The 25278-nt window shown below is 61.0% G+C and carries 22 protein-coding genes; 16 read left to right on the plus strand and 6 right to left on the minus strand.

The features are described from left to right. Positions 1 to 101: 101 nt before the first annotated feature. Positions 102 to 965 carry an AraC family transcriptional regulator gene (locus KB449_RS33740; protein WP_282912543.1) on the minus strand — a complete coding sequence of 288 codons (864 nt, stop codon included), beginning with the start codon at positions 963 to 965 and terminating at the stop codon, positions 102 to 104. A 129-nt stretch (positions 966 to 1094) separates the two neighbouring features. Here KB449_RS33740 and KB449_RS33745 point away from each other — a divergent pair, with 129 nt between their 5' ends. Continuing rightward, on the plus strand, positions 1095 to 2384 hold the full coding sequence (locus KB449_RS33745; protein WP_282912544.1) for a Gfo/Idh/MocA family protein: 1290 nt from the start codon (positions 1095 to 1097) through the stop codon (positions 2382 to 2384). Between the two features lie 108 nt (positions 2385 to 2492). On the opposite strand, the gene KB449_RS33750 is transcribed toward KB449_RS33745, so the two are convergent. Beyond that, positions 2493 to 3356 (minus strand): AraC family transcriptional regulator, encoded by an 864-nt coding sequence (locus KB449_RS33750; RefSeq protein ID WP_282912545.1) that lies wholly within the window; start codon positions 3354 to 3356, stop codon positions 2493 to 2495. A gap of 166 nt (positions 3357 to 3522) precedes the next feature. On the opposite strand from KB449_RS33750, the gene uxaC reads away from it, so the two are divergent. From uxaC to KB449_RS33800, 10 genes are all read left to right on the plus strand, one after another. Continuing rightward, positions 3523 to 4977, plus strand: coding sequence for a glucuronate isomerase (uxaC, locus tag KB449_RS33755; RefSeq protein WP_282912546.1), 1455 nt, complete (start codon positions 3523 to 3525; stop codon positions 4975 to 4977). Next, positions 4974 to 6530 (plus strand): tagaturonate reductase, encoded by a 1557-nt coding sequence (locus KB449_RS33760; RefSeq protein ID WP_282912547.1) that lies wholly within the window; start codon positions 4974 to 4976, stop codon positions 6528 to 6530. The genes uxaC and KB449_RS33760 overlap by 4 nt, the downstream gene beginning before the upstream one ends. Further along, the gene (locus tag KB449_RS33765) at positions 6530 to 8197 is read left to right on the plus strand and encodes a UxaA family hydrolase (RefSeq protein ID WP_282912548.1); all 1668 of its coding nucleotides are present in this window, start codon (positions 6530 to 6532) and stop codon (positions 8195 to 8197) included. The genes KB449_RS33760 and KB449_RS33765 overlap by 1 nt, the downstream gene beginning before the upstream one ends. A 335-nt stretch (positions 8198 to 8532) precedes the next feature. Continuing rightward, positions 8533 to 10236, plus strand: a complete 1704-nt coding sequence (locus KB449_RS33770; protein ID WP_282912549.1) for a glycoside hydrolase family 3 protein — start codon at positions 8533 to 8535, stop codon at positions 10234 to 10236. A 482-nt stretch (positions 10237 to 10718) separates the two neighbouring features. Beyond that, on the plus strand, positions 10719 to 12485 hold the full coding sequence (locus KB449_RS33775) for a sensor histidine kinase (protein WP_282912550.1): 1767 nt from the start codon (positions 10719 to 10721) through the stop codon (positions 12483 to 12485). A gap of 27 nt (positions 12486 to 12512) precedes the next feature. Then, positions 12513 to 14063: a response regulator gene (locus tag KB449_RS33780; protein WP_282912551.1), complete on the plus strand. Its 1551-nt coding sequence runs from the start codon at positions 12513 to 12515 to the stop codon at positions 14061 to 14063. A gap of 605 nt (positions 14064 to 14668) precedes the next feature. Then, positions 14669 to 16015, plus strand: coding sequence for an ABC transporter substrate-binding protein (locus KB449_RS33785; RefSeq protein ID WP_282912552.1), 1347 nt, complete (start codon positions 14669 to 14671; stop codon positions 16013 to 16015). A 299-nt stretch (positions 16016 to 16314) separates the two neighbouring features. Beyond that, positions 16315 to 17217, plus strand: a complete 903-nt coding sequence (locus KB449_RS33790) for a carbohydrate ABC transporter permease (RefSeq protein ID WP_282912553.1) — start codon at positions 16315 to 16317, stop codon at positions 17215 to 17217. Positions 17218 to 17239: 22 nt separating this feature from the next. Beyond that, on the plus strand, positions 17240 to 18115 hold the full coding sequence (locus KB449_RS33795) for a carbohydrate ABC transporter permease (protein WP_434082572.1): 876 nt from the start codon (positions 17240 to 17242) through the stop codon (positions 18113 to 18115). A 26-nt stretch (positions 18116 to 18141) separates the two neighbouring features. After that, positions 18142 to 19170 carry a glycoside hydrolase family 88/105 protein gene (locus tag KB449_RS33800; protein ID WP_282912554.1) on the plus strand — a complete coding sequence of 343 codons (1029 nt, stop codon included), beginning with the start codon at positions 18142 to 18144 and terminating at the stop codon, positions 19168 to 19170. Between the two features lie 736 nt (positions 19171 to 19906). On the opposite strand, the gene KB449_RS33805 is transcribed toward KB449_RS33800, so the two are convergent. From KB449_RS33805 to KB449_RS33815, 3 genes are all read right to left on the minus strand, one after another. Continuing rightward, positions 19907 to 21199, minus strand: a complete 1293-nt coding sequence (locus KB449_RS33805) for an MFS transporter (RefSeq protein ID WP_282912971.1) — start codon at positions 21197 to 21199, stop codon at positions 19907 to 19909. Positions 21200 to 21411: 212 nt separating this feature from the next. After that, positions 21412 to 21864 carry a MarR family winged helix-turn-helix transcriptional regulator gene (locus tag KB449_RS33810; protein ID WP_282912555.1) on the minus strand — a complete coding sequence of 151 codons (453 nt, stop codon included), beginning with the start codon at positions 21862 to 21864 and terminating at the stop codon, positions 21412 to 21414. A gap of 137 nt (positions 21865 to 22001) precedes the next feature. Then, positions 22002 to 22148, minus strand: coding sequence for a hypothetical protein (locus KB449_RS33815; RefSeq protein WP_282912556.1), 147 nt, complete (start codon positions 22146 to 22148; stop codon positions 22002 to 22004). Positions 22149 to 22293: 145 nt separating this feature from the next. On the opposite strand from KB449_RS33815, the gene greA reads away from it, so the two are divergent. The 5 genes from greA to KB449_RS33840 all read left to right on the plus strand — a co-directional run bounded on the left by greA (position 22294) and on the right by KB449_RS33840 (position 24975). Further along, on the plus strand, positions 22294 to 22764 hold the full coding sequence (greA, locus tag KB449_RS33820; RefSeq protein ID WP_282912557.1) for a transcription elongation factor GreA: 471 nt from the start codon (positions 22294 to 22296) through the stop codon (positions 22762 to 22764). A gap of 136 nt (positions 22765 to 22900) precedes the next feature. Beyond that, positions 22901 to 23158, plus strand: coding sequence for a hypothetical protein (locus KB449_RS33825; protein WP_282912558.1), 258 nt, complete (start codon positions 22901 to 22903; stop codon positions 23156 to 23158). A gap of 87 nt (positions 23159 to 23245) precedes the next feature. Further along, positions 23246 to 23788, plus strand: coding sequence for a GNAT family N-acetyltransferase (locus KB449_RS33830; protein ID WP_282912559.1), 543 nt, complete (start codon positions 23246 to 23248; stop codon positions 23786 to 23788). A 197-nt stretch (positions 23789 to 23985) separates the two neighbouring features. Next, positions 23986 to 24129: a paeninodin family lasso peptide gene (locus tag KB449_RS33835; RefSeq protein ID WP_282912560.1), complete on the plus strand. Its 144-nt coding sequence runs from the start codon at positions 23986 to 23988 to the stop codon at positions 24127 to 24129. Between the two features lie 207 nt (positions 24130 to 24336). Next, the gene (locus KB449_RS33840; RefSeq protein ID WP_282912561.1) at positions 24337 to 24975 is read left to right on the plus strand and encodes a hypothetical protein; all 639 of its coding nucleotides are present in this window, start codon (positions 24337 to 24339) and stop codon (positions 24973 to 24975) included. Positions 24976 to 25002: 27 nt separating this feature from the next. Here KB449_RS33840 and KB449_RS33845 read toward each other — a convergent pair whose 3' ends face one another. Next, positions 25003 to 25227 carry a hypothetical protein gene (locus KB449_RS33845; protein WP_282912562.1) on the minus strand — a complete coding sequence of 75 codons (225 nt, stop codon included), beginning with the start codon at positions 25225 to 25227 and terminating at the stop codon, positions 25003 to 25005. Positions 25228 to 25278 lie beyond the last annotated feature (51 nt).

A 25278-nucleotide genomic window follows, 5' to 3' on the forward strand; every position in this document is an offset into this window, starting at 1 on the left:
ATGATAGACTGATTAGATATACTTGTTGATATCTGCTGCATACAATTATAACTTTACTGCCGGCAGATAGATATAGAACATCCCGTGCGATCGGCCTAAGTTTACCCCGGGTGCCGAAACTGGGCTCTATAGCTTCGCGGCGTCATGCGCGTAAAGGCCTTGAACACCTTTTCGAAATGCGAAAAATTGTCGAAGCCGGCTTCTTCCGATACTTCGGTAATTCGCGCTTCCGACTCCCGGAGCAGCCGCTGCGCCTCCTTGACCCGCGTGATCCCGACGTACTCGGCGATGCCGAAGCCGGTGCATCTCTTGAAGGTGCGGCTCAGGTAGCTGGGACTCAAGTAGAAGCGGCCGCTCAGCTTGTCCAGCGTGATCGGCTCGCGAAAATTCGCGGCGATATAACGCGCGACCTCGGTCATTTTGGCTGCCGTGGGCGACGGCGTCTCGTCGGCGGCTTCCGCCTCCGCGCCGAGCGCGTGCCGGGCCGCGAACAGCAGCAGCTCCGCGGCCGCATGCCGGATCGGAAGCTCGAAGCCGGTCGGGCGCTCCTGGATCTCGCGCAGCATGCCGTACAGCAGCTGCTCGAACCGCAGGCGCTCCGGGGCGCCGAGCCGCAGCAGGCGGCGGGCGCCAAGGAACGGCGAGCGCAGCAGATCCGCTTCCGCTTCGCGGAATTGCGCGAAGTACCGTTCGTCATAATAGAGGACAACGCGCTCGTGGTTAGGCACGCCGGTATCGCTCGTCTTGTGCACCTCGTCGCCGGGGACGATGACAAGATCCCCGGGCTGAACCTGATACGCGCGGTCTTTGATGAAGTAGAACCGTTCGCCGCCGAGCAGGTAGTAAAGCTCGTGCTGTCCGTGCATATGGTCGGAGACCATCGAATAGTGGCCTTTTCTCCGATTGTATTCTACGTAAAAAGGATCGCGAGAGTCTCCGTATCGAAGCGTGCTGCTCAAGTTCAAGCCAATCGCCTCCATGAGGACAAAAAATGCGGGTTTTCAAAAATAATAACATAAATTGCGGAGCGAATAAGCAAATTTTGCGGTACATTTTCCTCATAAGAACCTTAACGACGAGGAGAGATGGCAAAGATGGCAAAAAAGACATACGTACAGGTAGGCGCAGGAGGGAGAGCGGAGTTTTTTTACTCGGCGATCGCCACTTTTTATCGCGAGACGAGCGAGCTGCTCGCCTTTTGCGACATCAACCAGACCCGCATGGATTACGCGAACAAGCTGCTGACGGAAAAGTACGACTATCCGGCGGTGCGCACCTATAAGAGCAATGAATTCGACCGGATGATCGAGACCGAAAAGCCCGATGCCGTCATCGTCACGAGCGTCGACCGGACGCACCATACGTACATTATCCGCGCGCTCGAGCTCGGCTGCGACGTCATCACCGAGAAGCCGATGACGGTCGACGAGGAGAAGTGCCAGGAAATTCTCGACGCGGTCGAACGGACGGGACGGAGCGTGCGCGTGACGTTCAACTACCGCTATGCCCCCCACCACACGAAGGCGCGCGAGCTGATCGCGAGCGGCGTCATCGGCGACGTGACGTCGATCCACTTCGAATGGCTGCTGAACACGCAGCACGGCGCGGATTACTTCCGCCGCTGGCACAGGGACAAGCGCAACAGCGGCGGCCTGCTCGTGCACAAGTCGACGCACCACTTCGACCTGGTGAACTTCTGGATCGGCTCGCAGCCGGACACCGTGTTCGCGATGGGCGACCTGCTCTTCTACGGCCGCGAAAATGCGGAGAAGCGCGGCGTCACCAAGTTCTACGAACGCGCGACGGGCAATCCCAACGCCGCGGGCGATCCGTTCGCCCTGCCGCTCGACGACAATCCGCATCTGAAGGCGATGTATCTCGACGCCGAGGCCGAGGACGGCTATCGGCGCGACCAGAGCGTATTCGGCGACGGCATCTCGATCGAAGACACGATGAGCGTGCTCGTAAAGTACAAGAACAAAGCGCAGCTTACTTACTCGCTGAACGCCTACCTGCCTTGGGAGGGCTATCAGATCGCGTTTAACGGCACGAAGGGCCGCATCGAGATGAAAATCGTCGAGCAGTCGTACGTCAATTCGGGCGGCGACAAGGCGCTCGAGGGCGCGGTGCAAGGCGTCACGATTCTCGTGTTCCCGATGTTCGGCGAGCCGTACAAGGCCGAATTCGAGATGGGCGAGGGTGGACACGGGGGCGGCGATCCGGTGCTGCTGAATGACATCTTCGGCGTCCCGGTGGAGGACGAGTACCATCGCGCGGCAAACCACGTCGACGGCGCGCGCTCTATTTTGACGGGCATAGCGGCGAACAAGTCGATTCGCACCGGCCAGGCGGTCAAGGTCGACGAGCTCGTGAAATTTTATTAAAAAAGACTGGGTCGCAGACAGGCGCCTCTCCGGACGGACGGGGAGGCGCCTTCGCAGTTTGGCGGGACATCGGGACGAAGCCCGAGCTATGTTGGCTGGTTTAGCGTTTTAGCCGCGCGGCCGATCGTGCAGCTTGCGGTACTGCATCGGCGTCAGCTTGGCCGTCTTTTTGAACGTGCGCTCGAAATGCGTGACGCTCTCGAAGCCGCAGGCAGCCGCGACGTCGATGATCTTGCGGTTCGTCTCGCGCAGGAGCGCCTGCGCCTCCCGGACGCGCACAAGGTTCAGATAGCCGACCAGCGTAAAGCCCGTCACCGCCTTGAAGGTCCGGCTGAGATGGGAGGGGCTCATGTAAAAGCGTGTGGCCAGGACCGGCAGCGTCACGTGGTCCGCATAGCGCGCGTTCAAATGCCTGACGACGTCCGCGATCTTGCTGTGGAGCGGATGTGCCTCGGCCTGCCCTTCCTCGCCGTCCGGATCCGGGAGCCGGGAAGCCAGCAGCAGTAGCTCCGCGAGGAGCAGGCGCAGCCCGGTCTCGAAGCCCGGCTCGCGGCCTGCAATCTCGGCGCCCATCCGGTTCAGCAGGGCGAGCACGCCGGCCTGCTCGTAGGACGACAGGCGGAAGACGCGCGAGCCGCCGCGGAACACGCGGAACAGCTCGTCGTAATAGGGCACTCGCTCCATACCCAGGAAGGCGTCGCTGAAGTTGATGACGACGCGCTCGTGCGCGTGCGAGTCCTTCATCGAAGATTTGTGCACCTGCTGCTTGTCGATGAATACGAGCGAGCCGGCGGCGATATGGTGTGTCTCTTCTTTAATGAAATAAAGCCGCTCGCCCGAAACGAGGTAATAAATTTCATACGTGCGGTGGTAGTGATTGGTCCGCTCGAAGGGCCGGGTGCGGCGTATGCGGTGGTAGTAAAAGTCCGCTTCTTCGTCGCCGTAGGTCAAAGCGTCCGTCTCGTCGTACATCCTCGCCGCTCCTTTCAGCGCCAACCTGAGTTCGATCGTCGTTTTCCGAACAAAATAAGTTGATTTTTTATAATATAAGCAAAAATCGCGGAGACTTCCAACCTTTTTTGCGATACTCTGTGAACAGAAAGCGATTGCATATTACGATGTGGAGGTTGAATAACCTGTGAGAGCGTTCATGGACGACCGCTTCCTGCTGAATAATGATACGGCCGCGATGCTTTACGAGCAGTTCGCGGCGCCGATGCCGATCATCGACTACCATTGCCATCTCGATCCGAAGGCGATCTACGAAAATAAACCGTTCGCGAACCTGACCGAGGTATGGCTGTACGGGGACCATTACAAGTGGCGGGCGATGCGCGCGAACGGCGTCCCGGAGCAGTATGTCACGGGCGGCGAAGGCGTCTCCGACTACGACCGGTTTCTGGCTTATGCGAAAACCGTGCCGATGGCGATCGGCAATCCGCTGTATCACTGGTCGCATCTCGAGCTGCGCCGGCTGTTCGGCATCGACGAGCTGATCAACGAAAAGAACGCGCCCGTCATTTGGGAAAAAGCGAACGCCAAGATCAACGGCGGCGGCTTCACGCCGCAGGATCTCGTGCGCGGCTCGAACGTGCGCGTCGTCTGCACGACCGACGATCCGGCGGACGCGCTCGAATACCACCGCAAGCTGATCGAAGAGGACCGCCACGGCTTTCAGGTGCGCCCGTCGTTCCGTCCGGACAAGGCGCTCGAAATTAACCGGGCGACGTTCCTCCCTTGGCTGGCGCGCCTTCGCGAGGCTTGCGGCTACGAGCTGTCCGACTACGGCCTGCTCTTGAAGGCGCTGGGAGAGCGCGTGCAATTTTTCCACGACACCGGCTGTCTGCTGTCGGACCATGCGATCGATACCGTCATGCATGCGGACGCGACGCAGGAGCAAGCCGCCGCGATCTATGCGAAGGCGATGCGCGGCGAAGCCGTGTCCCTTCACGAAGAGGCGCAGTACAAGACGTGCACGCTGCTGTTCCTGGGGCGCCAATACGCCGAACGCGGCTGGACGATGCAGCTGCACATTCACGCGCACCGCAACAACAATACGGCGATGTTCGAGCGCCTCGGCCCGGACACCGGCTTCGACTCGATCAACGCGGGCGCGCTCGCGGGTCCGCTCGTCAAGCTGCTCGACGGGATCGAGAAGCTGGGCGGCTTGCCGCGCACGATCCTGTATTCGCTGAACGCCGGAGACAACGACGTGCTGGCCTCGATCATCGGCAGCTTCCAGGGGGACGGCATTCCGGGCAAAATCCAGCTCGGCTCCGCCTGGTGGTTCAACGACACGATCGACGGCATGCTCGCGCAGCTGAAATCGCTCGCGAACATGGGGCTGCTGAGCCGGTTCGTCGGCATGCTGACGGATTCCCGCAGCTTCCTGTCGTATCCGCGGCATGAGTATTTCCGCCGCATTCTGTGCAATCTGCTCGGCGACTGGGTCGAGTCGGGCCTCGTCCCCGCCGATACGGAGCTGCTCGGCGAGATCGTCGAGGGCGTCTGCTATCGCAACGCGGAAGCCTACTTCCGCTTCGGCGCCGACTCCGCCCGCATCGAGATCGCGCGGACGGCGAGCGGCGTATGAGCGGGGGGGCGGGCGCGGAGCGCGCAAACCAAGCGAACGTAGCGGCTCCTGAGGACGTGGAGGCGCTGCCCCGGCTGAGCCGGGCGACGCTGGACGGAGAAGCGGCGGTGCGTTACGACCGGATGAAGGCGTATCCGGTCAAGGTGCTGCAAATCGGAGAAGGTAACTTCCTGCGGGGGTTCGCGGACTGGATGATCGACCGGTGCAACCGGCAGGGGCTATTCGAAGGCGGCGTGGCCGTCTGCCAGCCCCGTCCTTCGGGCGCGGCCAAGCTGGCCGAGCTGCGGGAGCAGGACGGCTTGTATTATCAGTGGATTCGCGGTCTGCGGGACGGTCGTCCGGTCGACGAGCTGGACCTGGTATCGGTGTTCGCGCTGACGGTCGATCCGTACGCGCAGTGGGACCGCTTCCTGGCGCTTGGGGAAGAGCCGGCGCTCGAGATCGTCGTCTCCAACACGACGGAGGCGGGCTTGGTCTATCAAGCTTCCGAATGGCAGCCGGACCGGCCGATCCTGTCGTATCCGGGCAAGCTGACGGCGCTGCTGCACAGGCGGTTCGAGACGTTCGTCGGCGATCCCGCGAAGGGCTTGCTGCTGCTGCCGTGCGAGCTGGTCGAGCACAACGGCGACAAGCTGCGGGACATCGTGCTGCGTCATGCGGAGGACTGGGGACTGCCGGAGGCGTTCAAGGCCTGGATCCGCGAGCACAACCGGTTCCTCAACAATCTCGTCGACCGGATCGTGACCGGCTATCCGGCCGAGGAGGCCGAGCGCGTCTTCGCGGCGCATGGCGCCAAGGACCGGCTTCTGAATGCGGCCGAGCCGTATCATCTGTGGGCGATCGAGGGCGAGGCCGCGCTGGACGAGAGGCTGCCGCTGGCGCGCGCGGGGCTGAACGTGCTGTGGACGGACGACCTGCGGCCGTACCAGCTGCGCAAGGTGCGCATCCTGAACGGCGCGCACACGCTGATGGCGAGCGTCGGACTGCTGAATGGGCTGGAGACGGTCGGCGAGGCTGTGGGTCACCCCGTCTACGGCGAGCTGATCCGCGACGCGATCCTCGGCGAGATCGTGCCGTCGCTGCCGCTGCCGGAGGACGAGATGCGCAGCTACGCAAGCGAGGTGCTGGAGCGCTTTGCGAACCCGCATGTCCGGCACAAGCTGGCCGACATCGCGATGAACAGCCTGTCCAAGTTCAAGGTGCGGCTGCTGCCGACGCTTGAAGCGTACGCCGAGCGGACCGGCGGGCTGCCGCCGCGAATCGTAGAGGCGTTCGCCTCGCTGCTGCGGCTGTACCGCGCGCGGGAGACGGGGGACGGCGGGTTCGCGGGCAGCCGTCTGAACGGCGAGCCCGTTGCGTTGCGCGACGATGCGGCTACGCTGACGGAGCTGGCCGGGCTGTGGGCGCGGCTGGACCGGGGAGCGCTGACGCTGGAAGATCTCGTCGCGGACATCCTTGGCCGGCACGGCTGGTGGGGGCGGGACCTGGGCGAGATCGAAGGGCTGCGCGCGGCGCTTACCGTCGCGCTGACGAAAATGGAGGCGAGCACATGATGAGCGAGAGGGATAAGGGGCAGCCGACGACGGCCGGAATGGATGCCACGGCGGCAGCCGGATCGGTTGTCGACGGCGCCATAGCAGCCGGCACGGCGGTTGTCGGATCCGCGGAAGCGGCGGTTGCGGCTGCCGCTGCAAGCGACACCGTTGTGCTGAATCCGCGCGACCAGGTGGCCATCGCACTGCGAGACATTCGCGCCGGCGAGACCGTTGACTGGTCGGACGGTGCGGGCGGCGAAGGCGCTGTGCGGGCGCTGCGGGACATACCGCGCGGGCACAAGCTGCTGATCAGGCCGGTCGCGGCCGGACAGCACGTGAACAAGTTCGGCTATTCGATCGGCATCGCGAAGGAAGACATCGCGGTCGGCGACTGGGTGCATACACACAATCTCAAGACTGGTCTCGGGGCGGTGCTGGATTATACGTATCGGCCGAAATCCGCTGCATCCGGCACAGCGGCGGCATCGACGACGTCTTTTCCCAGCGGACAGTCGACCTTCAAAGGCTACGTACGCGACGACGGCGAGGTCGGCATCCGCAACGAGATCTGGATCGTGAACACGGTCGGCTGCATTAACAAGACATGCGAGACGCTCGCGCGCCTGGCGTCGCGACAATATGAGGGCCGCGGCATCGACGGCGTGTTCCACTTTCCGCATCCGTACGGCTGCTCCCAGCTCGGCGACGACCTGACCGCCACGCAGAAGCTGCTGGCCGCGCTCGTGCGGCACGGCAACGCGGCCGGCGTGCTCGTCGTCGGTCTCGGCTGCGAGAACAATCAGGTCGACGCGTTCAAGAAAGTCATCGGCGACTACAATCCCGAGCGCGTGAAGTTCATGAAGTCGCAGGAGGTCGAAGACGAGCTCGAAGAGGGGCTGTCGCTGATCGGCGAGCTGGTCGATTATGCGGAGCGCTTCGTTCGGACGGACGTGCCGTTGTCGAAGCTGCGCATCGGACTTAAATGCGGCGGCTCCGACGGCTTCTCCGGCATCACCGCGAATCCGCTCGTCGGCCGCGTAGCCGACGCGATCACGTCGGTCGGCGGCACGGCGCTGCTGACCGAGGTGCCGGAAATGTTCGGCGCGGAGACGATTCTCATGGAGCGGGCCGCCGACGAGGCGGTGTTCGGGGACATCGTGAAGCTGGTCAACGACTTCAAGGACTATTTTATCCGCCACGGCCAGGAGATCTACGAGAATCCGTCCCCGGGCAACAAGGACGGCGGCATCACGACGCTGGAGGAAAAGTCGCTCGGCTGTACGCAAAAGGGCGGCCACGCGACGGTCACCGACGTGCTCGCGTACGGCGACCCTTCGCGCAGGCCGGGACTCAATCTCGTGCAGGCGCCGGGCAACGATCTCGTCTCTGTCACCGCCCTGTCCGCTGCGGGCGCGCATGTCGTGCTGTTCACGACCGGTCGCGGCACGCCGTTCGGCGGTCCGGTGCCGACCGTGAAGATCGCCACCAACTCCCAACTCGCGGACCGCAAAAAGAATTGGATCGACTTCAACGCGGGGCGTCTGATCGAAGGCATGAGCATGGACGCGCTGCGGGACGAACTGCTCGCCCAGATCGTGGACCTGGCTTCCGGCGAGAAACAGACGAACAACGAGCGCAACGGGTTTCGCGAGATCGCCATTTTCAAGGATGGGGTCATCCTGTAATATAGCGCCTTTTACGCTTACGCCGGTCGGACCATGGATTTGCTATTGTCCCCATAACGAGCATGCTCCCGATATTCCGGAATCAACATCCGCTATTCGAGATGAAGCACATAGACGAGGAGCGCCCTTCGGTCATTTTGATGACGCCGGGGCGCTTCTTTTTTCTTCCTGCCCGCCTTTGTACAGTAAAGTTAAATATGGACAGTCCGGAAGGCAACAAAATGGATATTTTACAGTAGGCGCGCCCTGCCCAAGACTCCATACTGGTCGATGAACGCACTCAAAACGCAGGTGGCCGGCACGACCGGCATGCAGGCTTGGAAGGGGAAAACAACATGCTTACAAACAACAATCATAAGCTTCGCGACGTCAAGCTCGCGGACTTGTCCGTCAGGGAGAAAATCGGTCAGACCGTCGTCCTGCTGTCCGGCCGGGCGCAAGAAATCGAGAAGCACGGCAGCCTGGAAGCCTTCTTGGACCGTTACCCGGTTGGCGGCTTTTTCGTCGGCGCCGAGATTATCAAGGATGTCATGACGAGCAACGGCTTCGAGCAGGTAAAAGAAGCGACCGAGCAGTATCGGGCGGCGACCCGCATTCCGCTCATTTTCGCCTCGGATCTGGAAAATGGTTGCGGCAGCATGATTCCCGGCCTCACGAAGCTGCCGTTCCCGATGGCGCTCGGCGCGACGCGCAGCGAGCAGCTCGCGTACGATTACGGCAAGGCGACCGCGCTCGAAGCGGGTCTTGCGGGCGTGAACTGGACGTTCTCGCCGGTTGCCGACCTGAACGTCAACCGTTTTAATCCGATCACGGCCATCCGGGCGATCTCCGACAAGCCCTCCTGGGCGATCCCGCTGCTGAAGGCGATCGTGCGGGGCATGCAGGATCACGGGCTGGCCGCGACCGCGAAGCACTTCCCCGGCGACGGCGTCGACTATCGCGACCAGCATATGACCACGACGACCAACTCGCTGTCACGCGAGGAATGGCTCGCTCAGCATGGCGCCGTGTTCCAGGCGCTCGTCGATGACGGTCTGGCGTCTATCATGACGGGCCATATCGCGCTGCCCGCCTTCCAGTCGCAGACGGCCCTTGGCGGCCGGTACCTGCCGGCGACGCTGTCCGCGGAGCTGAGCGACGGACTGCTGAAGCGGCAGATGGGCTTCAAGGGCGCTATTGTCAGCGACGCGCTGATCATGGGCGGCTATCTGAAATGGTACGAGCGCAACGAGGCTTACCTGCACACGCTGAACGCAGGCACCGACATGCTCCTGTGGCCGGAGCTTACGTACTTCGAGGAGGCGGAAAAAGCGCTCGAAACGGGGGCGCTGACGATGGAGCGGCTGGACGATGCGGTGGAGCGCGTGCTGCAGATGAAGCGGCGCTTCGGCGTGCTGGCGGCGGTCGATGAGGCGTCTGAGACCGCGGCGCGCAGCGAAGCTTCCGCGGCGAGCGAGCCTGCCTACGAGGTGAAGGCGACGGCTGTACCCGCGAGCCAGGCAGAGATTGCCGCCTTCGCGCAGCGTACGGCGCAAAGCGTAGCGGAGGGTGCGCTGACGCTCGTCCGCGACGAGGACGGCCTGCTGCCGCTGGCTTCCGGCTCCGTGCGCAAGGCCCTCATCATCGGCATCAGCCCGTCGACGGCGGACTATGACGACCTGATCACGCTCAAGCAAGCGTTCGAGCGGCGCGGCATCGAGGCGGAGCTTATCCGCAACGTCTGGTACGAGGATCTCATCGCGCGCGAGCCTGGGGTCGACCTGATCGTCTATGCGCCGATCCTGCGCCACCATCACCCGATGGGACCGCTCGCCTTCAGCGCCGAGGAAGCCTCCGCTTGCTGGAGCGCCTTGACGGCCGGCAGAGACAAGTCGGTCGTAGCTTCGTTCGGCTCGCCGTACCTCATCGCCGACTACTTCGACATGGCGCCGGTCGCCGTGAACGCCTACAGCAACGTGCCGGCGTCCCACGAAGCGTTCGTGCGCGCGCTGTTCGGCGAGATTCCTTTCACGGGCGTCGCGCCGGTCGGCAATCTGTAACTAGAAAAACGGGATGAAGCAGATTGGTTTTCCTGCTTCGTCCCGTTTTTCATGTCGTTCGATAGCGTTGCGCCAAGCGCTCACAAGAGTTCCTATATAGGAACAAATTAAGCCAGCGTTGCGCTCAGTGACCCCGGAGTTCCTACATAGAACCACATTCGGCCGGCATTGCGCCCAATGCTCCCAGGAATTCCTTCATAGAAACACATTCGACCAGCTTTGCACCCAACACTCCCAGGAATTCCTGAATAGAAACACATTCAGCCCGACTCGCGCAGTTGGCGCCTACTCTCGCACATGCCGCCCTCAACGGCGGATTCCTCTGAATTTTGAACATTTCTCCCGGATTCGCTGCGGGGCGGAGATGCCGCGATATGTAGTAAAATGAGGCTAACGGCCGGCCTGGCCGCCGCGCGGCGCGGGCTTATCCGATCGCTTGCCGGCGCTTCCGAGCCGGTCCTCCCGCGAAGGAGCTTATCCCGATGCGCATACGGCTCGGATTCCATTTTTACCGCAACATGCGGATACGCAACAAGCTTTCCCTGTTGATCGCGCTTATCGTGGCGCTTTCCTTTTCCGCCACGCTGCTCGTGCAGCAGTACGCGTTTTCCATTTACGACAGCCAGATCTACACCAAGTCGTCGCAGGTGCTGAATCTGTCCTCCTCCGCCATCGAGGCGGAGCTGAAGCGCATCCGGCAGATCTCCTACAACGTGACGGCGGACGGGCAGGTCCAGTCGCTGCTGAAAAAGATCGCGAATCCGGACACCAGCGATTACGACCGGCTGCTGCTCCGGCGCGATCTCGTCGACCGGCTGCTGAACTATACCGGCACGGAACCGTACCTGCTCTCGATCCAGCTGTACGACGCGCTCGGGCACGAGAATGCCGCGGGCAACGTCAAGGCGCTCAATGATGCGAAAATCGCCGATCTGTTAAGCCGGTCCGACCAGGCGGAGGGCGAGCAGGTCATGCTGTATCCGGACGAGAGCGACAGCGCGCTGATCACGGCGAGGAAGGTGCGGTCTTACGAGGGCACCGACTTCAGCCTCAAGCGGCTCGGCATGCTTGTCATTCGCATCAATATCGAGCGGATCGTTCGCGAAAACGCGCCTGCAGAGGGCGAACTGCTCATCCGGTCCGGCCCGGACATCGTATATCCCGTACATCCTGCGTTTGCCGACGTCGGTCTGGTCGAGAAGGAGAGCCGCAGCGGCAGCGGTTATTTTGTCGGCAGCTTCGGCGGCGAGCGGTACTTCGTATCCCATATCGAGTCTGGCAATTCGGGCTGGATGTACTTCAACCTGACGCCGTTCAACCAAATCTTCGAGCGCATCATTTTTATCAAAGAACTCGTGGTATTCGTGTTCGTCGGGCTGCTCGTCGTAGTGATCGCTTGGGGCTTCCGATTCTCGCGCAGCCTGACGCGCCCGATCGACGATCTGATCGCTCGCATGCGGCTCGCCGAACGGGGCAACTTCGAGGAGGCGAACCTGGAGTCGATCGACACGGCCAGCGTGCCGCGCGACGAGGTCGGCCTGCTGCACCGTTCGTTCCGCATCATGATCGAGCGCATCAACACGCTGATCACGGAGAATTTCAAGAGCCGGCTGTTAGTGAAAGAGACTGAATTCAAGGCGCTTCAAGCGCAGATCAATCCGCATTTTCTGTACAATACGCTCGAATCGATCAACTGGATGGCCAAGATCAACCGGCAGCCGCAAATCTCGCAAATGGTCGAGGCGCTCGGCTTTCTCCTGCGCAACTCGATCTCGCTCGGTGATCCGCTCATTCCGCTGCGTGAGGAGCTGGGACTGGTGGAAAGCTACGTGACGATCCAGAAGTACCGGTTCGAGGAACGCCTGGAATTCGAGACGGACATTCCGGAGACGCTCCTCGGCCGCACGATTCCGAAGCTGACGCTTCAACCGCTCCTCGAGAACGCCGTCAATTACGCGGTTGAACCTTCGATGTCGCCCTGCAGAATCGTGATTCGCGCCAGGGAGTCGACCGCGGAAGGGCTGCTTCTGCTGACCGTCGAGGATTCAGGGCCGGGGATGGACCCCCGCATGCTGGAGCGGTTGCGCAGCGGGGAAGCTCGCGGCCAGGGCAGAGGCATCGGCCTGCTCAACATCGACGAGCGCATCAAGATTGCGTTCGGCGAAGTCTACGGCGTCCGCGTGGAGAGCGAGCCGGGACGCGGCACCCGCGTTTCGCTGGCGCTGCCAGCCGATGACGCGCGGACCTAAGCCAAACGGTACGAAGGAGGACTGACCATGTACAAGGTATTGCTGGTAGACGACGAACGGCTCATATTGGACGGAATCTCCCGCATCGTGGACTGGGCTTCGGCGGGGACAACGCTCGCGGGCACGGCGCGCAACGGGGCGGAGGCGTTCGAGCGAATCGGGGAGCTCGCGCCGGATATCGTCATCACGGACGTTAAGATGCCGGTCATGGACGGCCTGCAGCTGGTGGAAAAGGCGAGCGAGGCGTACCCGCATATCCGGTTTATCGTGCTGTCCGGCTTCGGCGAATTCGAATACGCGAGCCGCGCGATGCAGCACGGGGTGAAGCATTACCTGCTCAAGCCGACCAACGAGCACAAGATCGCCGGCGCGCTCGCCGAGTTGATCGCCGAACTCGGCCAGGAGGAGCGGCGCGAAGCGTTTTTGCAGCAGATGAAGACGGAGATGGACGCCGTCATGCCGCACGTCAAAGAGCAGTTCCTCAAGGAATTCGTGACGAACAAAACGTTCGGGATTCGGGACTGGGAGCGGTACAGACAGCTGTTCAAGCTGGACTACGATTACCGGGTGAGGCTCATTTTGTTCCAGCTGCAGCCGCCGTTCGAGTTCGAGCATCTGTTCGCGATCCGGAACATCGCCGGAGACGTGCTCGCACAGCCGCTGCTCAGCACGACCATCGGCGACCATGTGCTGCTGGTCATTCGGGAGGAAGACGACGGCGAGGGCGAAGAGCTCCAGCACAAGCTGGGCCGCATACGCGATATTTTCCAAGACTACTACAAACTGAAGGCGACCATTGCGCTGAGCGAGCCCGATCACATCACCAACGCCCGCGGCTTATACAGGGAGACGTTGTCCTGCCTGAACTACGGCTTCTACGTTGAGGAAGGTAGCCTGATTACGCGCAAGGACACGCTCCTGCCGAGCAGGGACGACTCGTTCGCGTTCGACGAGGAGCGGCTGTGCATGGCTGTGCGTTCGGGCCATCTCGAGGAGGCCGAGGCCGCGCTGGCCGAGTTCATCGGGGGACTGAAGGAAGCCCAGCTCGACATCGGCGTCGCCAAGTCGTACGTGCTCCAGCAGTTCGTCGCGCTGATCCGGCTGTGCGAGCCCGGCCGAATGGGCGACTATTATCAGCGGATCCCCGCACTGGTAGAACTGACGTCGCTTCACGCGATCCAAGCTTTTCTCGAAGAGGCGGCCCAGGGAATCGCGCGCTGGAACTACCAGCAGAACGTGAACAAGCACAGCGCGATCGTGCGAAAGGTGATTGCGATCGTCGAGGAGCAGCTCGGCAATCCGGAGCTGTCGTTGAACTGGGTGGCCCAGGAGATGCTGTACATGAACGCAGACTATCTGGGCAAGCTTTTCAAAAAGGAAACGGGCGAGAAATTTTCCGCCTTCGTCACCCAGTCGCGCATCAAGCAGGCGATGGCGGACATCTCGGCAGAGCCCGACGTGAAAATATTCGAGCTGGCCGAGCGGCTGGGCTTCGGGGACAATCCGCAGTATTTCAGCCAGATTTTCAAAAAGTATGCGGGCTGCACGCCGTCCGAATATATCAGGAGCCTGGGGTGAGCGGGGCGCGGGCGTCCGAACTTGCGGCTGCATGCCCAGATATAGTGCATGACGGAGCCGTGAGGGGCACGGCGCGCAGTCGTGATGATGGTCGACCTCGCAATCGTGCACTAAATATGTGCATGGTGCGTTGTGCGAAGGCTTGCGGGTAACTGACGCCGCGATCGTGCACAAGAATAGTGCACGATGGAGCCGCGCGCAGTCGTGATGATGGTCGACCTCGCAATCGTGCACTAAATATGTGCATGGTGGCGTTGTGCGAAGGCTTGCGGGTAACTGACATCGCGATCGTGCACAAGAATAGTGCACGATGGGGCCGCCCGCAGTCGTAGTGATGGCCGACCTCTCTATCGTGCACCAAATATGTGCATGGTGGCGTTGTGCGAAGGCTTGCGGGTAACTGACATCGCGATCGTGCACAAGGATAGTGCATGACGGAATTGCGCTCAGGCGCCAGCAAGCCTCGTTAAAGCGCTTTCCGATACTCTGTTTTTTATACAAACACCTCTGTTTTTTGAGTTAAAATCCTCCCGCATAAACGCAATAATAGTAAATGTAAGCACTATCAATGACGGACTTCATCGATCCTGGGGGAGGAACGAAATATGAAGAAATTAACGACGACGCTGGTTGCCGCGAGCTTGATGATCGGCCTTGCCGCGTGCGGCTCCGGGAACAACGATAACAACGCGGGCAACGCAGCCGCATCCGGCAGCGCAGGAAGCAGCGCGAGCGCGACGGCGAAGAGCGACGACAAGCCGGTCACGGTGCGCGTAGCCTGGTGGGGCGGACAATCGCGCCACGACTACACGCTTAAGGTCATCGATATGTACGAAAAGCTGCATCCGAACGTGACGATCGAGCCTGAGTACGCGGCGTTCGACGATTACTGGAAGAAGCTCGCTCCGCAAGCGGCCGCCAATCAGCTGCCCGACGTCATCCAGATGGATATCTCTTACCTTAACCAGTACGCGGGACGCAATCAGCTGGCCGATCTGACGCCTTACACCGAGAGCGGCAAGCTCGACGTGAGCGCTGTGGCCGAGACGACGCTGGCCGGCGGCAAGATCGACGGCAAGCTGTACGCGATGAACGCGGGCTCCAATGCGCTCACGATGATGGTCGACCCGGCGATGCTGAAGTCGCTCGGCATCGAGGAGCCGGCGGCCGACAAGGGCTGGACCTGGGATGAATTCGCCGCGCTTGGCGACAAGGCCAAGGCACAGGGCAAGCTGCTGTTCTCCGATCTGCGCCACGACGTCTTCTTCCCGTTCTACCTGCGCGGCCAGGGCAAGCTGATGTATGCGGCCGACGGCACGAAGCTCGGCTACGACGACGACAAGCTCTTTATCGATTACTACAACAAATATCAGCAATGGTACGACAAAGGCTACACGATGTCGCTCGATAAGTTGTCGCAGAGCAAGGGAACGCCCGAAGAGGATCTCGTGGCGCTCGGCACGGCGCTGTCGTCGAACCAGTGGTCCAACCAGTTCATCGGCATCTCCGCCGCGGCCAAGCGCGATCTCGATCTGCTGCCGGTCCCGGGCTGGGATACGAACAAGGCGCTCTTCCTGAAGCCGAGCATGTACTTTACCGTAGCCAATTCGTCCAAGGTGAAGGACGCGGCCATCGACTTCATCAACTATTTTATCAACGACGTCGAAGCGAACAAGGTTATCCTCGGCGAGCGCGGCGTGCCCGTGTCGTCCAAGGTGCAGGAAGCAATCCGTCCGAATCTGACGCCGGAGCAGACCAAAGTATTCGACTACGTCGCTTGGGCGGAGAAAAACAGCAGCGAGATGAACCCGCCGAACCCGGTCGGCGCCGTCGAAGTCGACGCGCTCCTCAAGGCCGAGGTCGAGAAGATTTTGTATAAGCAGATTACCGTCGAAAAGGGCGCCGCGGAATTCCGCGAGAAAGCGAATGCGATCCTGGCGAAAAACAAGTGACGTCAAGCCGCCCGGTCATCGGGCGGCAAGGTGCCGGTCCTGGCGCGAGCAATCGCGCGGGGCCGGCTTTTTTTGCGGCACTTTGCGCTGGTCAGCGGCCGAATCGCCCGAATGAAGACGCAGATCAGCAATTAGCGGACACCCGCTCCCCGGCATTCTTTTTCAACTCCGCGGGAGAGGCCTGTTTTTTGAACAAAGAGAACGGATTTTTGCCTTCTGGTTTCTGGCTCGAAATTTATAATTGAAGTATAAGGTATACGCTTACATTCCCGTACGCGACCTAGTTAGGAGTGATCGAGATGACGAAGTTCCGCGAAAACAACCATTTGGTCGGATACTTGTTCACCGCGCCCTTTATTATCGGCTTTCTGATCTTCACGATGTTCCCGATGCTGGCATCGCTGTATTATTCGTTCACCGACTACAACCTGTTCGAGGCGCCGAATTGGGTCGGGTTCGACAACTATAAGACGATGTTCACCGGCGACGATCAATATTGGAAATCGGTGAGTGTCACGTTCACGTACGTGGTCGCGAGCGTGCCGCTGCGGCTGGCGTTCGCGCTGGCGGTGGCGATGCTGCTGAACAAGGCGATCGGGGGCATCGGCCTGTATCGCTCAGCTTACTATTTGCCTTCGCTCATCGGCGGCAGCGTCGCCGTATCGATCATGTGGACACAGGTGTTCGGCGACAAAGGCCTGCTCAACTCGTTCCTGAACCTGTTCGGCGCCCACGCGACAACATCCTGGATCGGTTCGCCGGGCACCGCGATCTGGACGCTTGTCGCCCTCTCGGTCTGGCAGTTCGGCTCCTCGATGCTCATCTTCCTTGCCGGCCTCAAGAGCATTCCTGCATCGCTGCACGAAGCCGCGAACGTGGACGGCGCCGGCGCCGTCCGTCGCTTCTTCAAGATTACGCTGCCGATTCTGAGCCCGATCATCCTGTTCAACCTGATCATGCAGACGATCTCAGCGTTCATGACCTTCACCCCGGCTTACGTCATCTCCCGCGGCGAAGGCGGCCCGCTCGACAGTACCCTGCTCTACTCGCTGTACCTGTACAAACGCGCTTTCCAATTTACCCAAATGGGTTACGCCTCCGCCATGGCCTGGGTCATGCTGCTGACGGTCGGCATCATCGCGCTGATTCTGTTCCAGACGTCCAAGTACTGGGTCCACTACGAGTCGAAGGGAGAGAGCTAAGATGGCGATACCGGCAAAAGCGATGCTGACGACCAGTCCCGCGCAAACGAGGCTGAAGGCCAATCCGAGAAAGAGATGGAAACCGATATTGTTCCACCTCGTCGTCGGTCTCCTCGCGCTCGTCATGATCTATCCGATTCTGTGGATGATCTCCAGTTCCCTGAAGCCCAACGGCGAGATTTTCTCGCAGGCGTACAATCTGATCCCGAGCCGGATCGCCTGGGAGAACTACCGCAGCGGCTGGGCCGGTTTTGCGGGCAATACGTTCACGACGTTCTTTAAAAACTCGCTCATCATCGTGGTCGTATCGACGATCGGCGCGGTTGCCTCTTCGGCGGTCGTCGCTTACGGATTTGCGCGCATCCCGTTCGCCGGCAAGGGCTTCTGGTTCGCCTGCATGATGATGACGATGATGCTGCCGCATGACGTGACGATGATTCCGCAGTACGTCATGTTCTCCAAGATCGGCTGGCTGTCGTCGTTCAAACCGGTCATCGTGCCGCAATTTTTCGCCGTACCGTTCTTCGTATTTCTCATCATGCAGTTCATCCGCACGATCCCGCACGATCTCGACGAGGCGGCCAAGATGGACGGCTGCAGCAAATACGGCATCTTTTTCCGCATCGTCCTGCCGCTCATCGTGCCGTCGATCGTCACCGCCGCGATTTTCTCCTTCTACTGGAGATGGGACGACTTCATCAACCCACTGCTGTACCTCAACAATCCGAAGCTGTACCCGGTCTCGCTGGCGCTCAAAATGTTCCTCGACGGCGATTCGGTCAACAACTGGGGCGGCATGTTCGCGATGGCCACGCTGTCGCTCGTCCCGATCTTTCTCATCTTCTTCGTCTTCCAGCGCTATATCGTGGAAGGCATCAGCACCAGCGGTCTCAAATAATGATCAGCGCCAAGGGGGAAACGGACATGCCGGCATTGCAATTCGACGAGGCGGAAGTGCGCGCGGCCATCGATAGGGTGGTCGACCGCACGTTTCGCATGGACTTCAACTGGGACTGGCCGGCGGGCGTCGCCTTTTACGGCGTATGCGAAGCCTACGAGGCGACAGGCAACAAGGCGTATTTGGAAAAGTTAAAGGCGTGGGTCGACGAACAGCTGGAGGACGGCATTCCCAAGTTGACGGTCAACGCGGTCTCGGTGGGCCATTCGCTGCTTACGCTGCACAAGGCGACGGGCGAGCAGCTGTATCTGGACAAAGCGACGGAAATGGCGGAGTTCCTCACGCACGAGGCGGTGCGCTTCGGGGAAGGCATCTTCCAGCATACGGTCAACTCGCATACGTACGACTTCCCTGAGCAGGCATGGGTGGACACGATGTTCATGGCGGGCTACTTCCTGCTGCGGGTCGGTCATCTGCTCGGCCGACAGGACTACATCATGGACGGCATTCGCCAATATCACGGTCACGAGAACTGCCTGCAGGATCCGAAGACGAACCTGTACTATCACGGCTGGGACAATCTTGGGGGCTCGCATATGTCCGGCGTCTTCTGGGCGCGGGGCAACGCCTGGGCGGCGCTGACGATGGCGCGCGCGCTCGAGCTCGTCGACGTGCACCATGCGTCGTTTATGATCATCGAGGGCTCGCTGCGGGATCAGCTCAGCACGCTCGTGCGGCTGCAGGACGAGGAGACGGGGCTGTGGCACACCGTGCTGGACGATCCGTCGTCGTATTTCGAGACGTCGGGCTCGGCAGGGATCGCCGCGGCGCTGCTGTCGCGCGGGCGTCTGTACAACAAGTACGTAACCCGTTCCGTGCGCGGCATTCTGGATAGCATCACCGAGGACGGCATGGTCTCCGGCGTATCGGCCGGCACCGCCGTCATGCGCGACGTCCAAGGTTATAAGGACACGTCTGAAAAGCGCATCCAGGGCTGGGGCCAGGGGCTCGCGCTGGTGTTCCTGTCGTCGCTGCTGGCGCGGCAGGAGTGGTAGGGCGGAAGCAGGGGCGGCGAATGAGAAAACCGCTGTAGGCACTGCGCAACCGGAGCCGTGAATCGCGTGTGTTCCGCGTATTCCGCATGTTACGCGCGTTCCGCGTAGTCCACATGTTCCGCGTGTTCCGCGTAATGCGCATGTTACGCGCGTGCCCGCATAGTCTGCGTGTTCCACGTATTCCGCGTGTTCCACGTATTGCGCGTGTTACGCGCGTTCCGCGTAGTCCACATGTTCCGCGTGTTCCGCGTATTTCGGAGTCCGCAGAAACTGCTGCTGCCGGAGGGGTACCGCTGGCTCGGCTTGTATCGCTTGAATAACTGCATATCAGCAGGTAAATTCCTTACGAGGCAGCGGATTACCCAAAATAAATGCAAATGTGCATCTATTTTAACAGGATTGTCATCAAAAATCGGCTTCGACCCAATTTACCTGCAGATATGCAGGTATTGCTGTAGTCATGGTCGGCGGCCAGTAAATAGATGCATATATGCAGCAATCCCGCTCGCGTTATGGTGCACGAAAGGCCCTTGCGGCTCGCAACTTCCGGATCATCGGTTTGCGAGACGCAAAGGCCTTCTACTTGTATCCGCAGCGCCTTCAAAACGCTGTATCTCGCTATGCTCTGCCAATCGCCATGCGTCTCAGGCCGCTTTTCGGGCGAACATGCTGCTGCGTCAGGCCGCCACGCCGCGCAAGGGGTTCGCTACTTCGCGACGCGCAAGTATCACACGCTTCAGACCGCCGCTCCGCGCACGACCGCGCGCTGCTTCGCGATGCGAAGCGCCATAAGCGCGGCAACCAGACAAACGAAGCCTGCCGCGAAAAACGGCACCTGGTAGCTGCCCAGCCACTCCCGGACGGTGCCGGCCGCATAGGCGGCCACGGAGGCGCCGAGCTGGTGGGTGACGACGACCCAGCCGAAGATCATGCCGGCCCGCTCCTTGCCGAAGGCGTCCTGCGACAGCTTGACGGTCGGCGGGACGGTGGCGATCCAGTCGAGCCCGTAGAAGACGGTGAACAGCGTGAGCTGCGGCTGGCCCGCGCCCAAGGCGTAGGGCAGGAACAGCAAGGACAGGCCGCGCAGGCCGTAATACCAGAACAGGAGCTTGCGGCTGTCGAAGCGGTCGGACAGCCAGCCGGAGAGCGTCGTTCCGACGAGGTCGAACATGCCCATCAGGGCGAGCATGCCCGCGGCTGTCACCTCGGGGATGCCGAAGTCGCCGCAAGCGGGAATGAGATGGGCGCCGATCAGGCCGTTCGTGGAGAAGCCGCAAAAGAAAAACGTGCCGCTGAGCAGCCAGAACGTCTTTGTGCGCGCGCCTTCCCGCAGGGCGGCAAGCGGTGCGAGAAACAGGTTGCCGCGAAACGGCACGGGCTTCGCGATCTGTGTCTCGCCGTACGGAGCGGCGCCTACATCGTAGGGATGGTTGCGCATCCAGATCGCGACGGCGGCCAGCACGACAAGCGTCGCGCCGACCGACGCGTAGACGGCGTTTCGCCAGCCCGCCGCCTCCGTGATGCTCGCGAGCAGCGGCAGGAACAGCAGCTGTCCGGTCGCCGCGCTGGCCGTCAGAATGCCGACGACAAGTCCGCGACGATGCGCGAACCACTGGCCTGCAACCGTAACGCCGAGCACGTTGGCCATCATGCCGGTTGCGAGCCCCGACACGACGCCCCACAGCAGTTCGAACTGCCACAGCGCCGTCATGTAAGGCGTAACCAGCAGACCGGCCGCGAGTACGGCCAGCGACAGCACGGTCATGCGGCGAATGCCGAAGCGCAAGAGCAGCGCCGCGGAGAAAGGACCCATGAGGCCGTACAGCAGGATGCCGACGGAGATGACGCTCGAGATGCCCCCGCGGCTCCAGCCGAATTCCTGCTCGAAGGGCAGCATGAAGATGCTGGGCATCGAACGGACGCCGGCCGACACGATCAGCGTGGCGAAGGTGACGGCAAGCACGGTCCAGCCGTAGTGGAATCTTCGGCGGCGCCTGTATGATTTGCCGTTCGTTGGGCCGCTCTCCATGCTTTCGTCCGCTGCGCCGCTCGTACTGCTTTCGTCCGCTGCGCCGCTCGTACTGCTTTCGTCCGCTACGCCGCTCGTACTGCCTTCGCCCCCTGCGCCGTCCACAGTACCTTCGCCTGCCGCAACGCTCTCGCTACCTTCGCTCGCCGAACCGCTCCCCACGCCTTCGCCCGTTTCAACCGCATCATTCTTGCCAGGCTCACGCTTCGCGCTCATCGGCGGCTCCCCCCCTTTTCCAAACGCGTGCCTGCCGTCAAGATGCCGTCGGACAGCGCATCGGCGGCGACATCGCCCAGAATCTCTTTATATCTCGCCTTCAAGCGCTTCGAGGCAAGCCGGATCTCGCCCTCCAACGCCTGCCCCTTGGGCATCGGATAGAGCAGCACCGTCTTTCCCTGCACGCTTCGGCGGACGAGCTGCTTGGTCTCGAGCTTGTCGACGAACCGAGTCAGCGTGGACGGCGCGATGCTGAGCTTTTCCGCCAACTCCTTCTGCGTAATGCCGGGCCTTCCGTTGACGAGCCGAATCGCATAGCCGTACATTGGGGTCAGGCCGGTCGGCGCGAACTCCTCTTCGGCGATTCGCGTGATCGCCCGGCCGAGCCGATTGGCGGTGAAAAACAGGCAGCTTTGCAGGAAGCCTTCATCGGGCAAAGCGTCCGTCATCGTGTATCTCTCCATTCATTTGTATGTACAACAAAAATAAAGCACATCGGTCCGTTTGTCAACGGTCCGACGCCAAGGCTTGGGCTTGCGCGCGGAAACGAAGATTAGGCTATGCTATAATGAGTTGTTCGAACGACTCAAGGGCTCTCTTTGAGCGAGGAAGAAGACACCTGCCGCTCGGGAGGGACGTTCCAAAAAGCTTCGTTCACGAGATGCCAAGCGACGGCAAGCGCGAGCGCGCCGCAGAGGCCGATGAGCAGCATTTTTTTGAAGGTTCGGTACATAAGGGTTTCTCCTTTGAACGGCTTCGCCCTCCATTATCGTCGATGCGGGCCGGTCAGTTCTGTAACCATGCTTACAAAACCGAACTTTTTTTGCCGATCAGGGCGGCGTTACGCAATTAAACTCAACAATAATGGAGGCAGACCCATGGTACCCGATGAAGTGATATTGACCGCAGAAGGATTGGCGCAGCTGGAGCAGGAACTGGAGGAACTGAAGACGGTGAAGCGCAGGGAGCTGGCGGCGCGGATCAAGACGGCGATCAGCTACGGCGACTTGAAGGAGAACAGCGAGTACCACTCCGCGAAGGAAGAGCAAGCTTTTATGGAGACGCGTATTCTGACGATCGATCGTATGCTGAAAAAGGCGCGCGTCGTCAAAAGCGTCGGAGCGGATTCGGTATCCGTCGGCTCGACGGTCGTGCTCAGGGATAAGGAATTCGACGAGATTATCGAGTACCGGATCGTAGGACCGGCCGAAGCCGACGTCCTGGCCTCCAAGATCTCTTACGAGAGCCCGCTCGGCAAGGCGCTGATGGGCAAGTCCGTAGGCGATGCGGTCAGCGTCGAAGCGCCGGTGGGCATGATTCAGTACGAGCTGCTGGAGATCAAAGTTTAAAGACAGGCTCGTACGGCGAGTACGGTCGTCTAAACGGCGATTGCGCGGACGTTTCGGAGGACGGGTGGTATGCGGGGCGGATTTCTGGATAAATAATGAGCAGTACCGGAAATCCGATTAGCGAGGAGTGACGGCCATGAGCTGGTCATTGGAGCAAGCGTACGCCTATGTGAACAAAATCAAGGAGCGCGCGGCGGAGGACGAAGCATTCCGGCTGCTCGCGCTGAACGACCCGGAGATGGCCTGCCGGCTGCTGACCGGCGAGCCGCTGCCCGACGGCATCCGAATGTCCGCGCAGCAGCATGGCTCGGACGGTCTGGATATCGTCGTGCACGGGCTGCAAGAGACGTGGCCGACCGGCGAGCTCGGCCCCGACGAAGCGACATTGGATTAAAGCGACGGGCGGGGTGCCCGAACGGCTTCGCCTTTCTTCGGAGAGGCGGGGCTTTTATTTTGCAATGGAGAAAGGAGCGGAATAACGATGTCAGACGTACACTTACGCAGACTGAAGGCGGGGGATGCGACTGCGCTGCTGGAGCTGCGGCGCCGCAATCGCGCGTTTTTCGAGCCGTTCGAGCCGATTCGCGCCGATCGGGAATTCACGCCTGCGGGAATCCGCGACATGCTCGACCAGGAAGAGCTGCATTGGGCGCAAGGAAGCGGATACGGCTTCGGGATCTTTCTACGGGACCGGGAAAAGCTGGTCGGCCGCATAAACCTGAGCAATGTCGTGCGAGGCGCATGGGAAAGCTGCACGGTGGGCTACTATATGGACGAGGCGGAAGGCGGCCGCGGCCTCATGACGGAGGCGCTCGGGCTAGCGGTGGATTTCGCTTTCGGCCAGGCGGGGCTACATCGCATTCAGGCGGCGGTCATGCCGCGCAACCGGGCTTCGATCCGCGTCATTGAAAAAAACGGATTCCAATACGAGGGGCTGGCCGAATATTACTTGAAAATCAACGGCATTTGGGAGCATCACCGCATTTACAGCCTGACGAGGGAGCATCTGGTTCGATCGACGTAATCCGGCTGGGAGCAAGGGCATGACACCGTTGGATGCAGCCGGCAAAATAGGAAAAGAAGCGCCAAGTACCGATTCGCTAGAATCGGTTTTTTCTATTGACAGTCTCATAGAGCGGTGCTAATCTGAATTTGCCTTTGATGATACATATTGTATCTGAATAGGAAGACCTACATTCTGATTGGAAGGGAGCCGTTTCTATGAAAAAGGATTGGGAGAGTCCGGTGCTCGAGGTGCTCGAAGTCAGGATGACGATGAAGTTCTTCCCGCCGATACATCCTCCGGGCGGCGGCGGTCCTGGCGGTGGCGGGGGCGAAGATTGCCCGCCTGAGTTGGACAGCTAGACGGCACGACAGCTTGCTGCGCCGCGGCTGCATCGGCATTGCCCGGCTGCCGCGGCACTGACTTGCCGGGCAGGGCCGAGCGGAAGTGCGCGACCTCGCGCAGTTCCCGGCGCGAGGTGAGGCGGCGCTTGTCGGCTGTCAACCTCACCCGGGGCGGAGCCGGACGGGCTCCGCGCTCGGAATTGCCTGACATAAGGGGGAGTCGCGATGTACGCGCTTGTCGGAAGCAAGCGCCAGGACCGTTCGTTCCGCAGGACCTGGGCGTTTTTCTGCAGCAAATACGGGTGGGGCAACGATCCCTGCGCCAAGGAAGGGGTTCGATACGTACTGTTGCGCGGAGGGCGCATGCCCTTTGTCCGCCGCCGAACGATCGGAACGATCGAATTTATCCCTTATCGTCCGGGCAACCCGCGCAGCACGGTCGAAGGTCCGTACAAGCATCCCTTCTCGTCGGAGCCGGAGATTCGGGAATCCCCTTATCGCATCTGGGAGATCGACAAGTTGTGCATTGCAGAGGCTTATCAGCGTCAGGGACGCTTCGGCACATTCCTCGAGATTTTCTACGATCATGCGGAGCGCTTCGCGCCCCGCTATTATATCGCGCTCATCGAGCGCAGGCTGTACCGCATGCTCCGGATCGTCTTCGGGCTCGGCATCGAGCAGCGGGGACCGGTCATGCAAGGGCCGACTTCCGCGCTGATCCCCGTCATGTTCGATATCGAACGGATCATGCGGGACAAGGCCAGGGTCGCTCGTCTGCTCGATGAAGCGAAGCGCCGGCAAGCAGGGGCCGGCGGCGGACAGGGATTCCCGCCAGGCCGCCACCCGGTCAAAAAAAGAGTCTGACGGGCGCCCGTCAGACTCTCCTGCCTGTCATGCTCTCCGTCCCGGCCGCAGCAGGGACATCGCATCCTCATAACGCGCATAGCTGACGCCGCTTCCGAAGCCGCTGTCGAACGCCCAATTCGCCAGGCTCTCCGCTTGCGTTGCCTGCAGGTCCGTGAAGCCGAACCGCGTTTTCATATCGGCCAAATATTTGCGCTTTACTTCCTCGAAAAACCGCTCGTTCTCCTGCCGCTGATCGTTGGCATCTCCCATGGCGCCGCCCAGCCTCCCTTTAACGGTCAGTATTGACGGATCCCGCCGGGA

The sequence above is a fragment of the Cohnella hashimotonis genome (genome assembly GCF_030014955.1).
Taxonomy (GTDB): domain Bacteria; phylum Bacillota; class Bacilli; order Paenibacillales; family Paenibacillaceae; genus Cohnella; species Cohnella hashimotonis.

What these genes read in the sequence shown, in the direction of transcription:
- greA (WP_282912557.1), top strand. Translation starts at nt 22,294, where the DNA reads ATGGTACCCGATGAAGTGATATTGACCGCAGAAGGATTGGCGCAGCTG.
- KB449_RS33745 (WP_282912544.1), top strand. Translation starts at nt 1,095, where the DNA reads ATGGCAAAAAAGACATACGTACAGGTAGGCGCAGGAGGGAGAGCGGAG.
- KB449_RS33795 (WP_434082572.1), top strand. Translation starts at nt 17,240, where the DNA reads ATGCTGACGACCAGTCCCGCGCAAACGAGGCTGAAGGCCAATCCGAGA.
- KB449_RS33805 (WP_282912971.1), bottom strand. Translation starts at nt 21,199, where the DNA reads ATGGAGAGCGGCCCAACGAACGGCAAATCATACAGGCGCCGCCGAAGA.
- KB449_RS33825 (WP_282912558.1), top strand. Translation starts at nt 22,901, where the DNA reads ATGAGCTGGTCATTGGAGCAAGCGTACGCCTATGTGAACAAAATCAAG.
- KB449_RS33830 (WP_282912559.1), top strand. Translation starts at nt 23,246, where the DNA reads ATGTCAGACGTACACTTACGCAGACTGAAGGCGGGGGATGCGACTGCG.
- KB449_RS33845 (WP_282912562.1), bottom strand. Translation starts at nt 25,227, where the DNA reads ATGGGAGATGCCAACGATCAGCGGCAGGAGAACGAGCGGTTTTTCGAG.
- KB449_RS33785 (WP_282912552.1), top strand. Translation starts at nt 14,669, where the DNA reads ATGAAGAAATTAACGACGACGCTGGTTGCCGCGAGCTTGATGATCGGC.
- KB449_RS33840 (WP_282912561.1), top strand. Translation starts at nt 24,337, where the DNA reads ATGTACGCGCTTGTCGGAAGCAAGCGCCAGGACCGTTCGTTCCGCAGG.
- KB449_RS33770 (WP_282912549.1), top strand. Translation starts at nt 8,533, where the DNA reads ATGCTTACAAACAACAATCATAAGCTTCGCGACGTCAAGCTCGCGGAC.
- KB449_RS33815 (WP_282912556.1), bottom strand. Translation starts at nt 22,148, where the DNA reads ATGTACCGAACCTTCAAAAAAATGCTGCTCATCGGCCTCTGCGGCGCG.
- KB449_RS33790 (WP_282912553.1), top strand. Translation starts at nt 16,315, where the DNA reads ATGACGAAGTTCCGCGAAAACAACCATTTGGTCGGATACTTGTTCACC.
- KB449_RS33800 (WP_282912554.1), top strand. Translation starts at nt 18,142, where the DNA reads ATGCCGGCATTGCAATTCGACGAGGCGGAAGTGCGCGCGGCCATCGAT.
- KB449_RS33750 (WP_282912545.1), bottom strand. Translation starts at nt 3,356, where the DNA reads ATGTACGACGAGACGGACGCTTTGACCTACGGCGACGAAGAAGCGGAC.
- KB449_RS33780 (WP_282912551.1), top strand. Translation starts at nt 12,513, where the DNA reads ATGTACAAGGTATTGCTGGTAGACGACGAACGGCTCATATTGGACGGA.
- KB449_RS33760 (WP_282912547.1), top strand. Translation starts at nt 4,974, where the DNA reads ATGAGCGGGGGGGCGGGCGCGGAGCGCGCAAACCAAGCGAACGTAGCG.
- KB449_RS33810 (WP_282912555.1), bottom strand. Translation starts at nt 21,864, where the DNA reads ATGACGGACGCTTTGCCCGATGAAGGCTTCCTGCAAAGCTGCCTGTTT.
- KB449_RS33765 (WP_282912548.1), top strand. Translation starts at nt 6,530, where the DNA reads ATGAGCGAGAGGGATAAGGGGCAGCCGACGACGGCCGGAATGGATGCC.
- KB449_RS33775 (WP_282912550.1), top strand. Translation starts at nt 10,719, where the DNA reads ATGCGCATACGGCTCGGATTCCATTTTTACCGCAACATGCGGATACGC.
- KB449_RS33835 (WP_282912560.1), top strand. Translation starts at nt 23,986, where the DNA reads ATGAAAAAGGATTGGGAGAGTCCGGTGCTCGAGGTGCTCGAAGTCAGG.